Origin of the sequence: Streptomyces radiopugnans (assembly GCF_900110735.1) — a bacterium.
In the GTDB taxonomy this organism is placed as follows: domain Bacteria; phylum Actinomycetota; class Actinomycetes; order Streptomycetales; family Streptomycetaceae; genus Streptomyces; species Streptomyces radiopugnans.
In genome coordinates, this window is the sequence record NZ_FOET01000009.1 from 119382 (window position 1) to 132808 (window position 13427).

The 13427-nt window shown below is 67.8% G+C and carries 8 protein-coding genes; all 8 read left to right on the forward strand.

From position 1 onward, the window contains the following. The first annotated feature begins 144 nt into the window (after window positions 1-144). The 8 genes from rplJ (at window position 145) to fusA (ending at window position 13387) form a co-directional block, all read left to right on the forward strand. Window positions 145-696 carry a 50S ribosomal protein L10 gene (gene rplJ / locus BMY40_RS17330; protein WP_093660556.1) on the forward strand — a complete coding sequence of 184 codons (552 nt, stop codon included), beginning with the start codon at window positions 145-147 and terminating at the stop codon, window positions 694-696. A 93-nt stretch (window positions 697-789) separates the two neighbouring features. After that, window positions 790-1176, forward strand: a complete 387-nt coding sequence (gene rplL, locus BMY40_RS17335) for a 50S ribosomal protein L7/L12 (protein WP_093660558.1) — start codon at window positions 790-792, stop codon at window positions 1174-1176. Window positions 1177-1653: 477 nt separating this feature from the next. Next, the gene (rpoB, locus tag BMY40_RS17340; protein ID WP_093660560.1) at window positions 1654-5139 is read left to right on the forward strand and encodes a DNA-directed RNA polymerase subunit beta; all 3486 of its coding nucleotides are present in this window, start codon (window positions 1654-1656) and stop codon (window positions 5137-5139) included. Window positions 5140-5281: 142 nt separating this feature from the next. Further along, window positions 5282-9181 (forward strand): DNA-directed RNA polymerase subunit beta', encoded by a 3900-nt coding sequence (locus BMY40_RS17345; protein WP_093660562.1) that lies wholly within the window; start codon window positions 5282-5284, stop codon window positions 9179-9181. Window positions 9182-9539: 358 nt separating this feature from the next. After that, entirely contained in the window at window positions 9540-10022 is a 483-nt protein-coding gene (locus BMY40_RS17350; RefSeq protein ID WP_093660729.1) for a DUF1707 and DUF4190 domain-containing protein, read from the forward strand. A gap of 360 nt (window positions 10023-10382) precedes the next feature. Beyond that, window positions 10383-10754: a 30S ribosomal protein S12 gene (gene rpsL, locus BMY40_RS17355; RefSeq protein ID WP_003948652.1), complete on the forward strand. Its 372-nt coding sequence runs from the start codon at window positions 10383-10385 to the stop codon at window positions 10752-10754. A gap of 2 nt (window positions 10755-10756) precedes the next feature. Continuing rightward, complete coding sequence (gene rpsG, locus BMY40_RS17360; RefSeq protein ID WP_093660564.1) at window positions 10757-11227, forward strand: 30S ribosomal protein S7; 471 nt, start codon at window positions 10757-10759, stop codon at window positions 11225-11227. Between the two features lie 39 nt (window positions 11228-11266). Continuing rightward, complete coding sequence (fusA, locus tag BMY40_RS17365) at window positions 11267-13387, forward strand: elongation factor G (RefSeq protein ID WP_093660566.1); 2121 nt, start codon at window positions 11267-11269, stop codon at window positions 13385-13387. The last annotated feature ends 40 nt before the right edge of the window (window positions 13388-13427 follow it).

Sequence of the window (13427 nt, forward strand, 5' to 3'; positions counted from 1 at the left end):
AGTCACGCCCCGTGCGCCTGCGCCGGGGCGTTTCGTTTTGCGCAAAACCCCTTCCTCGTGCGCCCGACGTGGGCGGTCCGGCGTCATGACCTGCCGAAAGGCACGGTCGAGGATCGCATCACCCGGAAAGGAGGGCCGAGGCTCATGGCGAGTCCCGACAAGGTCGCAGCTGTCGAGGAGATCAGGGAGAAGTTCCAGAACTCCAACGCCGCCGTTGTGACCGCGTACACCGGTCTCAGCGTCGCTCAGCTCAAGGACCTGCGCCGTTCTCTCGGTGAGAACGCTCAGTACCGTGTGGCGAAGAACACGCTTACCAAGATCGCGGCCAACGAGGCCGGGGTCACCGAGCTCGACGAGTTCTTCGTCGGCTCCACCGCCGTCGCCTTCGTGACCGGTGACCCGGTCGAGGCGGCGAAGAGTCTGCGTGACTTCGCCAAGGACAACCCCCAGCTCGTCATCAAGGGCGGTGTCCTCGAGGGCAAGGCGCTCAGCGCCGACGAGATCAAGAAGCTCGCGGACCTCGAGTCCCGTGAGGTGCTGCTCGCCAAGCTGGCCGGTGGCATGAAGGCGTCCATGGCCAAGGCCGCGGCGACCTTCCAGGCCCCGCTGTCGAAGTTCGTCCGCACCGCGGACGCCCTTCGCGCCAAGCAGGAGCAGGGCGGTGCCGGTACGCCGGCTCCCGCCGAGGCCGAGTAACCCACCCCAGGCGCACTCGGTCGCAGCGGGCCCCTGTACGCCCGCCGACATGAACAACCCGGCACCAGCCGACTTAGTGGAAGGACCGCCATCATGGCGAAGCTCAGCCAGGAAGAGCTGCTCGAGCAGTTCAGCGAGATGACCCTCATCGAGCTCTCCGAGTTCGTGAAGGCCTTCGAGGAGAAGTTCGACGTCGAGGCCGCCGCCCCGGTCGCCGTCGCCGCCGGCCCCGCCCAGGGTGGCCCGGCCGCCGAGGCTCCGGAGGAGAAGGACGAGTTCGACGTCATCCTCACCGGCGCCGGTGACAAGAAGATCCAGGTCATCAAGGTCGTGCGCGAGCTGACCTCCCTCGGCCTGAAGGAGGCCAAGGACCTGGTCGACGGCACCCCGAAGCCGGTCCTGGAGAAGGTCAACAAGGAGACCGCCGACAAGGCCGCCGAGTCCCTCAAGGGCGCCGGCGCCTCCGTCGAGGTCAAGTGAACCGAGTGACCCAGGTCACTTCGGGAGTCCGCTGACTCCCGTCCTTCCGAAGGCGATCACCCGTGCGGGTGGTCGCCTTCGGTCGTTTCCGCGACGGCCGTATCGCCTGGCGAGGGCCTGCGGGTATGGTGATCAACGCTGCCCGGCCGTACGCTCCCTGTGGTTCGGAAGAGGGTGGGGCCTTGACGAACCGCACGTAGCGCGCAATTCTCAGGACGCGTCGTCACACCGATCCACAATCCGAGGCATGGATCGCCGGCGAAGTGGGAAACCTTGCGGCAGGCGTTGAACAACTGGCGAGGGGCTCGCCCCTCCGGAGGGAGAGATTGGTACCGCGTGCCGGTCTCCGGATATCGCACTGGACATCAGTGGGCCTTGTGGCTACACTGACCCTTTGCGCTGCCTATTAACTGTCCCCTGCCCGTCACCAGGGGCACGGCGCGCGTAGTGAGTCCGAGCCCTCGGAAGGACCCCCTCTTGGCCGCCTCGCGCAACGCCTCGACCGCCCATTCGAACAACGGCGCCAGCACCGCCCCGCTGCGTATCTCCTTTGCGAAGATCAAGGAGCCCCTCGGGGTTCCGAACCTCCTTGCGCTGCAGACCGAGAGCTTCGACTGGCTGCTCGGCAACGACGCCTGGAAGGCTCGCGTCGAGGCGGCGCTGGAGCGCGGTGAGGATGTCCCCACCAAGTCCGGTCTGGAGGAGATCTTCGAGGAGATCTCCCCGATCGAGGACTTCTCCGGGTCGATGTCGCTCACCTTCCGCGATCACCGCTTCGAGCCGCCGAAGAACTCGATCGACGAGTGCAAGGAGCGCGACTTCACCTACGCCGCGCCCCTGTTCGTCACCGCCGAGTTCACCAACAACGAGACCGGCGAGATCAAGTCCCAGACGGTCTTCATGGGCGACTTCCCGCTCATGACCAACAAGGGCACCTTCGTCATCAACGGCACCGAGCGTGTCGTGGTCTCCCAGCTGGTGCGCTCGCCGGGCGTCTACTTCGACAGCAACATCGACAAGACGTCCGACAAGGACATCTTCTCTGCCAAGATCATCCCGTCTCGCGGCGCCTGGCTGGAGATGGAGATCGACAAGCGCGACATGGTCGGTGTCCGCATCGACCGTAAGCGCAAGCAGTCCGTCACCGTCCTCCTCAAGGCGCTCGGCTGGACCACCGAGCAGATCCTGGAGGAGTTCGGCCAGTACGAGTCCATGCGCGCCACCCTGGAGAAGGACCACACCCAGGGCCAGGACGACGCGCTGCTCGACATCTACCGCAAGCTGCGTCCGGGCGAGCCGCCGACGCGCGAGGCCGCGCAGACGCTGCTGGAGAACCTCTACTTCAACCCCAAGCGCTACGACCTGGCCAAGGTCGGCCGTTACAAGATCAACCGGAAGCTCGGCGGCGACCAGCCGCTGGACGCCGGCGTGCTGACCGTCGACGACGTCATCGCCACGATCAAGTACCTGGTCAAGCTGCACGCCGGCGAGACCGAGACGGTCGGTGAGAACGGCCGGACGATCGTCGTCGAGACCGACGACATCGACCACTTCGGAAACCGCCGCCTGCGCAACGTCGGCGAGCTCATCCAGAACCAGGTCCGCACCGGTCTGGCCCGTATGGAGCGCGTCGTCCGCGAGCGGATGACGACCCAGGACGTCGAGGCGATCACGCCGCAGACCCTGATCAACATCCGGCCGGTCGTCGCCTCCATCAAGGAGTTCTTCGGCACCAGCCAGCTGTCGCAGTTCATGGACCAGACGAACCCGCTGTCGGGCCTGACCCACAAGCGCCGTCTGTCCGCGCTGGGCCCCGGCGGTCTGTCCCGTGAGCGGGCGGGCTTCGAGGTCCGCGACGTGCACCCCTCGCACTACGGCCGCATGTGCCCGATCGAGACCCCCGAAGGCCCGAACATCGGCCTGATCGGCTCGCTGGCCTCCTACGGCCGGGTCAACGCGTTCGGTTTCGTGGAGACCCCCTACCGCCGCGTGGTCGACGGCGTGGTCACCGACGAGGTGAACTACCTGACCGCCGACGAGGAGGACCGCTACGTCATCGCCCAGGCCAACGCGCCGCTGACCGACGACATGCGGTTCGCCGAGGACCGCGTCCTGGTCCGCCGCCGCGGCGGCGAGGTCGACCTCATCCCCGGCGACGAGGTCGACTACATGGACGTCTCGCCGCGCCAGATGGTGTCGGTCGCGACCGCCATGATCCCGTTCCTGGAGCACGACGACGCCAACCGCGCGCTCATGGGCTCGAACATGATGCGCCAGGCCGTCCCGCTGATCCGGGCCGAGGCCCCGCTGGTCGGCACCGGCATGGAGTACCGCTGCGCGGTCGACGCCGGTGACGTGATCAAGGCCGAGAAGGACGGCGTGGTCCAGGAGGTCTCCGCCGACTACGTCACCGTGGCCAACGACGACGGCACGTACACCACGTACCGGGTCGCCAAGTTCTTCCGCTCCAACCAGGGCACCTCCTTCAACCAGAAGGTCGTCGTGGACGAGGGCGACCGCGTGGTGACCGGCCAGGTCCTCGCCGACGGCCCCTCGACCGAGCAGGGCGAGATGGCGCTCGGCAAGAACCTGCTCGTGGCGTTCATGCCGTGGGAGGGCCACAACTACGAGGACGCGATCATCCTGTCGCAGCGCCTCGTCCAGGACGACGTCCTCTCCTCGATCCACATCGAGGAGCACGAGGTCGATGCCCGCGACACCAAGCTGGGCCCCGAGGAGATCACGCGGGACATCCCGAACGTCTCCGAGGAGGTCCTGGCCGACCTCGACGAGCGCGGCATCATCCGCATCGGCGCCGAGGTCGAGGCGGGCGACATCCTGGTCGGCAAGGTCACCCCGAAGGGCGAGACCGAGCTGACCCCGGAGGAGCGGCTGCTGCGCGCGATCTTCGGCGAGAAGGCGCGCGAGGTCCGCGACACCTCGCTGAAGGTGCCGCACGGCGAGACCGGCAAGGTCATCGGCGTCCGCGTCTTCGACCGCGAGGAGGGCGACGAACTGCCTCCGGGCGTCAACCAGCTCGTCCGCGTCTACGTGGCCCAGAAGCGCAAGATCACCGACGGTGACAAGCTCGCCGGCCGCCACGGCAACAAGGGCGTCATCTCCAAGATCCTGCCGATCGAGGACATGCCGTTCATGGAGGACGGCACCCCGGTCGACGTCATCCTCAACCCGCTGGGCGTCCCGTCCCGGATGAACCCGGGCCAGGTCCTGGAGATTCACCTGGGCTGGCTCGCCTCCCAGGGCTGGAAGGTCGAGGGGATCGAGGAGGAGTGGCAGAAGCGGCTCGCCTCGATCGGCGCCGACGACGTCGCCCCCGGCACCAACGTCGCCACCCCGGTGTTCGACGGCGCCCGCGAGGACGAGATCGCCGGTCTGTTCACGGCGACCCGGCCCAACCGCGACGGCGAGCGGATGGTCCTGCCCTCCGGCAAGGCCCGGCTCTTCGACGGCCGCTCCGGCGAGCCGTTCCCGGACCCGATCTCGGTCGGCTACATGTACATCCTCAAGCTGCACCACCTGGTCGACGACAAGCTGCACGCCCGCTCGACCGGCCCGTACTCCATGATCACCCAGCAGCCGCTGGGCGGTAAGGCTCAGTTCGGTGGCCAGCGCTTCGGCGAGATGGAGGTGTGGGCGCTGGAGGCATACGGCGCCGCGTACGCCCTCCAGGAGCTGCTGACCATCAAGTCCGACGACGTCACCGGCCGCGTGAAGGTCTACGAGGCCATCGTCAAGGGCGAGAACATCCCCGAGCCCGGCATCCCCGAGTCCTTCAAGGTGCTCATCAAGGAGATGCAGTCCCTGTGCCTCAACGTGGAGGTGCTGTCCAGCGACGGCATGTCCATCGAGATGCGCGACACCGACGAGGACGTCTTCCGCGCCGCGGAAGAGCTCGGCATCGACCTGTCCCGGCGAGAGCCGAGCAGCGTCGAAGAGGTCTGACGGGCCGGCCGGGGCGCCGCACCTTCCAGCCTGAGGCGGAGGGGCGGCTCCCCGGCCTCCCCGGGACCCCCGTTCAGACCACCACAGAGCTCCTCGGTCCCACCGACGCGAGGGGCACAAACCCTGAGAGGGATTGACGAGAGTGCTCGACGTCAACTTCTTCGACGAGCTGCGAATCGGCCTGGCCACCGCTGACGACATCCGTCAGTGGTCCCACGGCGAGGTCAAGAAGCCGGAGACCATCAACTACCGCACGCTCAAGCCGGAAAAGGACGGGCTCTTCTGCGAGAAGATCTTCGGTCCGACCCGGGACTGGGAGTGCTACTGCGGCAAGTACAAGCGCGTCCGCTTCAAGGGCATCATCTGCGAGCGCTGCGGCGTCGAGGTGACCCGCGCCAAGGTGCGCCGTGAGCGGATGGGCCACATCGAGCTCGCCGCCCCCGTCACCCACATCTGGTACTTCAAGGGCGTGCCCTCCCGTCTGGGCTACCTGCTCGACCTCGCCCCGAAGGACCTGGAGAAGGTCATCTACTTCGCCGCCTACATGATCACGTGGGTGGACGAGGAGCGCCGCACGCGCGACCTGCCCTCCCTGGAGGCCCACGTCTCCGTGGAGCGCCAGCAGATCGAGCAGCGCCGCGACGCCGACCTGGAGGCCCGGGCCAAGAAGCAGGAGGCCGACCTCGCGGAGCTGGAGGCCGAGGGCGCCAAGGCCGACGTGCGCCGCAAGGTGCGCGAGGGCGCCGAGCGCGAGATGAAGCAGATCCGCGACCGCGCCCAGCGCGAGATCGACCGCCTGGACGAGGTCTGGAACCGCTTCAAGAACCTCAAGGTCCAGGACCTGGAGGGCGACGAGCTGCTCTACCGCGAGCTGCGCGACCGCTTCGGGACCTACTTCGACGGCTCGATGGGCGCCGCCGCGCTGCAGAAGCGGCTGGAGACCTTCGACCTGGAGGAGGAGGCGGAGAAGCTCCGCGAGATCATCCGGACCGGCAAGGGCCAGAAGAAGACCCGTGCGCTCAAGCGCCTCAAGGTCGTCTCCGCGTTCCTGCAGACCCGCAACAGCCCCAAGGGCATGGTGCTGGACTGCGTGCCGGTCATCCCGCCGGACCTGCGTCCGATGGTGCAGCTGGACGGTGGCCGCTTCGCGACCTCCGACCTGAACGACCTGTACCGCCGTGTCATCAACCGCAACAACCGCCTGAAGCGGCTTCTCGACCTCGGCGCGCCCGAGATCATCGTGAACAACGAGAAGCGCATGCTCCAGGAGGCCGTCGACGCGCTCTTCGACAACGGCCGCCGCGGCCGCCCGGTCACGGGCCCCGGCAACCGTCCGCTGAAGTCGCTGTCCGACATGCTCAAGGGCAAGCAGGGCCGCTTCCGCCAGAACCTGCTGGGCAAGCGCGTCGACTACTCGGCGCGTTCGGTGATCGTCGTCGGCCCGCAGCTCAAGCTGCACCAGTGCGGTCTGCCCAAGGCCATGGCGCTGGAGCTGTTCAAGCCGTTCGTGATGAAGCGCCTGGTGGACCTCAACCACGCGCAGAACATCAAGTCGGCCAAGCGCATGGTCGAGCGCGGCCGCACGGTCGTGTACGACGTGCTCGAAGAGGTCATCGCCGAGCACCCGGTGCTGCTCAACCGCGCGCCGACCCTGCACCGCCTGGGTATCCAGGCCTTCGAGCCGCAGCTGGTCGAGGGCAAGGCCATCCAGATCCACCCGCTGGTGTGCACCGCGTTCAACGCGGACTTCGACGGCGACCAGATGGCCGTGCACCTTCCGCTGTCCGCGGAGGCGCAGGCCGAGGCCCGCATCCTGATGCTGTCCTCGAACAACATCCTCAAGCCGGCCGACGGCCGCCCCGTCACCATGCCGACCCAGGACATGGTGCTGGGCCTGTTCTTCCTCACCACCGACAAGGTGGAGGGCGAGGTCAAGGGCGAGGGCCGGTCGTTCAACTCGGTCGCCGAGGCGATCATGGCGTTCGACGCCCGGGAGCTGTCGCTCCAGGCGAAGATCGACATCCGCTTCCCCGTCGGCTCGGTCCCGCCCCGCGGCTGGACCCCGCCGGTCGCGGAGGAGGGCGAGCCCGAGTGGCAGTCCGGCGACCCGTTCCGGCTGCGCACCACCCTGGGCCGCGCGCTCTTCAACGAGCTGCTGCCCGAGGACTACCCGTTCGTCGACTACACCGTGGGCAAGAAGCAGCTCTCCGCGATCGTCAACGACCTCGCCGAGCGCTACCCCAAGGTCGTCGTCGCCGCGGCGCTGGACAACCTGAAGTCGGCCGGTTTCCACTGGGCGACCCGTTCCGGCGTCACCATCGCGATCTCCGACGTCGTGGTCCCCGAGGCCAAGAGGGAGATCATCGCGAACTACGAGGCGCAGGACGAGAAGGTCCAGAAGCAGTACGAGCGCGGTCTGATCACCAAGGACGAGCGCTCCAACGAGCTCATCGGCATCTGGACCCGTGCGACCAACGAGGTCGCCGAGGCCATGGCGGAGAACTTCCCGAAGACCAACCCGATCTTCATGATGGTCGACTCGGGCGCCCGCGGAAACATGATGCAGATGCGCCAGATCGCCGGTATGCGCGGTCTGGTGTCCAACGCCAAGAACGAGACCATCCCGCGGCCGATCAAGGCGTCGTTCCGCGAGGGTCTGTCCGTGCTGGAGTACTTCATCTCCACGCACGGCGCCCGTAAGGGTCTGGCGGACACCGCGCTGCGCACCGCCGACTCCGGTTACCTGACCCGTCGTCTGGTGGACGTCTCGCAGGACGTGATCATCCGCGAGGAGGACTGCGGCACCGACCGCGGCCTGAAGCTCGTGATCGCGTCCAAGGGCGCGGACGGCGTGCTGCGCAAGGCGGACGACGTCGAGACCAGCGTGTACGCGCGCTGCCTCGCCGAGGACGTCACCGTCGACGGCAAGGTGCTGGCCCCGGCCGGCACCGACCTGGGCGACGTGCTCATCGACGAGCTGGTGCGGCACGGCGTGGAGACGGTCAAGACCCGCTCGGTCCTCACCTGCGAGTCCGCCGTCGGCACCTGCGCCATGTGCTACGGCCGCTCGCTGGCGACCGGCAAGCTGGTGGACATCGGCGAGGCCGTCGGCATCATCGCCGCCCAGTCCATCGGTGAGCCCGGCACCCAGCTGACGATGCGCACCTTCCACACCGGTGGTGTGGCCGGTGACGACATCACCCAGGGTCTGCCGCGTGTCGTCGAGCTCTTCGAGGCCCGCACGCCCAAGGGTGTCGCCCCGATCTCCGAGGCCGCCGGCCGCGTGCGGATCGAGGAGACGGAGAAGACCAAGAAGATCGTCGTCACCCCCGACGACGGTTCCGACGAGACCTCCTACGGCGTGTCCAAGCGCGCCCGTCTGCTGGTCTCCGAGGGCGACCACGTCGACGTCGGCCAGCCGCTGACGGTCGGCGCCACCAACCCGCACGACGTGCTGCGCATCCTCGGCCAGCGCGCGGTGCAGGTGCACCTGGTGGGCGAGGTCCAGAAGGTCTACAACTCGCAGGGTGTGTCGATCCACGACAAGCACATCGAGATCATCATCCGGCAGATGCTGCGCCGTGTGACGATCATCGAGTCCGGCGACGCCGAGCTGCTGCCCGGCGAGCTGGTCGAGCGCTCGAAGTTCGAGGGCGAGAACCGCCGCGTGGTGGCGGAGGGCGGCCAGCCGGCCTCCGGCCGTCCGCAGCTGATGGGCATCACCAAGGCCTCGCTGGCCACGGAGTCCTGGCTGTCGGCGGCGTCCTTCCAGGAGACGACCAGGGTCCTGACCGACGCGGCGATCAACGCCAAGTCGGACTCCCTGATCGGCCTCAAGGAGAACGTCATCATCGGTAAGCTCATCCCGGCCGGTACGGGCCTGTCCCGCTACCGCAACATCCGGGTCGAGCCGACCGAGGAGGCGAAGGCCGCGATGTACTCGGCCGTCGGCTACGACGACATCGACTACTCGCCCTTCGGCACCGGCTCCGGCCAGGCGGTCCCGCTGGAGGACTACGACTACGGTCCGTACAACGGCTGAGCGAGGCCGTGCGGTCCGCTGACACGGCCCGTTGACACGGGCTGTCGGACAAGCCCGCGGGGCGGCCCCTCCTCGGAGGGGCCGCCCCGCGGTGTGTTCCCCGCCGTTCCCACTGTTTCCGCCGTTCCGGTCGGTCCCGCCGGTGCGCGCGGTGTGTCCCCGGCGCCCGGAACTCCCCAAGGGGCGCCGGCGTCATGGATGATGGGGGCAGCCCGAACGTGGGGAGGTGGAGCCGGTGTCGTACCAGCCATGGGGACAGCCGGGTCAGCAGGGCGGGTACGGTGGTCCGCCGGGGCAGGCGGGGCCGCACCTGCCGCAGCCCTCGCAGGCCGCGCACCAGGCGTCGCAACTGCCGATGATGCGCGCGTCCCACGCGGACCGGGAGCGCACCGTGGACGTGCTCAAGGCCGGTTACGCCGAGGGCCGGTTGAGCCTCGCCGAGTACGAGCAGCGGATGGGCCGGGCCCACCAGGCGCAGACGTACGGGGAGTTGCACGCGCTCATCGCCGATCTGCCGCAGGGGCCGATGGCGGTGCCCGCACCCGCGCCGCAGTACGCTCAGCCGTACCAGCCTGCGGTGCCGCGCACCTTCCTGCCGCCCCCGCCCCAGACGAACAACTCCGCGGTCGGAGCCCTGGTCTGCGGGGTCCTCACGCCGTTCTACGGGGTCACCGCCATTCCCGCGGTGATCCTGGGGCACAAGGCGCGCGCCGAGATCCGCCGCACCGGCGAGAAGGGCGACGGGATGGCCATGGCCGGCCTGGTCCTGGGCTGGCTGACGATCGGGTTCGCCGCGCTGGTACTGCTGGCGATCGTGGTGATCGCGGCCGCCTCGCCGTGAGCCTTCCGTCGGGCCGGCCCGCCGCGTGAAGGGAGCCGGAGGGCGGTTCGCCGGAGGGGCGGGGGACTTCGGGCGCTCTTCCGCTACCGCTCCGCGCCCACTACGGTGGCATGGGCATTTGTTTTGACCGGAGCCGATGCGGTAGGTACGCTCTGACCTTGTGCCTGGGGTATCCCCTGCGCTCTCGTGTGCGCCAAGACGCCGCGGGATGTGAGGACGGGGACACCGAAATCTGCATGCTTCTCACCCAGTGGGCCCCGCATCGCGGGAGTGTGCAGCCTTCGACACACCCGACCGCGTGGGTCGGAGAGTGGCCCGGGTTAGTTGTACCGAGACTGGCACACAGAAACCGGAGAAACGGTGCCTACGATCCAGCAGTTGGTCCGCAAGGGCCGACAGGACAAGGTCGAGAAGAACAAGACGCCGGCACTCGAGGGTTCGCCCCAGCGCCGCGGCGTCTGCACGCGCGTTTTCACCACCACCCCCAAGAAGCCGAACTCGGCCCTGCGTAAGGTCGCGCGTGTGCGTCTGACCAGCGGCATCGAGGTCACCGCTTACATTCCGGGTGAGGGCCACAACCTGCAGGAGCACTCCATCGTGCTCGTGCGCGGTGGCCGTGTGAAGGACCTGCCGGGTGTTCGCTACAAGATCATCCGCGGCTCCCTCGACACCCAGGGCGTCAAGAACCGCAAGCAGGCTCGCAGCCGCTACGGCGCCAAGAAGGAGAAGTAAGCATGCCTCGTAAGGGCCCCGCCCCGAAGCGGCCGGTCATCATCGACCCGGTCTACGGTTCTCCTCTGGTGACCTCCCTCATCAACAAGGTGCTGCTGCACGGCAAGCGCTCCACCGCCGAGCGCATCGTGTACGGCGCCATGGAGGGCCTGCGCGAGAAGACCGGCAACGACCCGGTCATCACGCTCAAGCGCGCGCTCGAGAACGTGAAGCCGACCCTCGAGGTCCGCTCCCGCCGCGTCGGTGGCGCCACCTACCAGGTTCCGGTCGAGGTCCGCCCCGGCCGTTCCTCCACTCTCGCGCTGCGTTGGATCGTGGGCTACGCCCGCGCGCGCCGCGAGAAGACGATGACCGAGCGTCTGATGAACGAGCTGCTCGACGCCTCCAACGGGCTCGGCGCCGCCGTGAAGAAGCGCGAGGACACCCACAAGATGGCCGAGTCCAACAAGGCCTTCGCGCACTACCGCTGGTAGTCGCTTCCCCCATCGAGAACCGAGAGAAGACTGAGCCTTATGGCTACCACTTCACTTGACCTGGCCAGGGTCCGCAACATCGGGATCATGGCCCACATCGACGCGGGCAAGACGACCACCACCGAGCGGATCCTGTTCTACACCGGTGTGAGCTACAAGATCGGTGAGGTCCACGACGGCGCTGCCACCATGGACTGGATGGAGCAGGAGCAGGAGCGCGGCATCACCATCACGTCGGCCGCGACGACCTGCCACTGGCCGCTCGACAACGTCGACCACACCATCAACATCATCGACACCCCGGGCCACGTCGACTTCACCGTCGAGGTGGAGCGTTCCCTGCGCGTGCTCGACGGTGCCGTGACGGTGTTCGACGGGGTGGCCGGTGTCGAGCCCCAGTCCGAGACGGTGTGGCGCCAGGCGGACCGCTACGGCGTTCCGCGTATCTGCTTCGTCAACAAGCTCGACCGCACCGGCGCGGACTTCTTCCGCTGCGTCGAGATGATCGTGGGCCGCCTGGGTGCGCAGCCGCTGGTCATGCAGCTCCCGATCGGCGCCGAGTCCGACTTCCAGGGCGTCGTGGACCTGGTCCGCATGAAGGCCCTGGTCTGGTCGGCGGAGGCCGCCAAGGGCGAGATGTACGACGTCGTCGACATCCCGGCCGACATGCAGGAGCAGGCCCAGGAGTGGCGCGGCAAGCTGCTCGAGGCCGTCGCCGAGAACGACGAGGAGCTGATGGAGCTGTACCTGGAGGGCGAGGAGCCCTCCGAGGAGCAGCTGTACTCGGCGATCCGCCGTATCACCATCGAGTCCGGCAAGGGCGAGGGCACCACCGTCACCCCGGTGTTCACCGGTACCGCGTTCAAGAACAAGGGTGTTCAGCCCCTGCTCGACGCGGTCGTGCGCTACCTGCCGTCGCCGGTCGACATCGAGGCGATCGAGGGGCAGTCCCCCTCCGACGCCGACGAGGTCATCAAGCGCAAGCCGTCCGAGGACGAGCCGCTGGCCGCTCTCGCCTTCAAGATCGCGAGCGACCCGCACCTCGGCAAGCTCACCTTCATCCGGGTCTACTCGGGCCGCCTGGAGTCCGGCACGCAGGTGCTGAACTCCGTCAAGGGCAAGAAGGAGCGCATCGGCAAGATCTACCGGATGCACGCGAACAAGCGTGAGGAGATCGACAGCGTGGGTGCCGGCGACATCGTCGCCGTCATGGGTCTGAAGCAGACCACCACCGGCGAGACCCTCTGCGACGCGTCCGCTCCGGTGATCCTGGAGTCCATGGACTTCCCGGCCCCGGTGATCGAGGTCGCCATCGAGCCGAAGTCCAAGGGCGACCAGGAGAAGCTGGGTGTCGCCATCCAGCGTCTGGCCGAGGAGGACCCGTCCTTCCAGGTCAAGACGAACGAGGAGACCGGGCAGACCATCATCGCGGGCATGGGCGAGCTGCACCTTGAGGTGCTGGTCGACCGGATGAAGCGCGAGTTCAAGGTCGAGGCGAACGTCGGTAAGCCGCAGGTGGCCTACCGCGAGACCCTGCGCAAGGCCGTCGAGAAGGTCGACTACACGCACAAGAAGCAGACTGGCGGTTCCGGCCAGTTCGCGAAGGTGCAGATCGCGGTCGAGCCCCTCGAGGGCGACGGCTACGAGTTCGTCAACAAGGTCACCGGTGGCCGCATCCCCAAGGAGTACATCCCCTCGGTGGACGCCGGCTGCCAGGAGGCCATGGAGTTCGGCGTGCTGGCGGGCTACCCGCTCACCGGCGTGCGGGTGACGCTGCTGGACGGCGCCTACCACGACGTCGACTCCTCCGAGATGGCGTTCAAGATCGCCGGCTCCATGGTCTTCAAGGAGGCCGCCCGCAAGGCCAGCCCGGCCCTGCTGGAGCCGATGATGGCCGTCGAGGTCACCACGCCCGAGGACTACATGGGCGATGTGATCGGTGACATCAACTCCCGCCGTGGCCAGATCCAGGCCATGGAGGACCGCGCCGGCGCCAAGGTCGTCAAGGGCCTGGTTCCGCTGTCGGAGATGTTCGGTTACGTCGGTGACCTGCGCAGCAAGACCTCCGGTCGCGCGAGCTACTCGATGCAGTTCGACTCCTACGCCGAGGTTCCCAGGAACGTCGCCGAGGAGATCATCGCGAAGGCCAAGGGCGAGTAGCGCACGTTTCGTGGCGCTATCCACCCATTAGGCTGGAGCA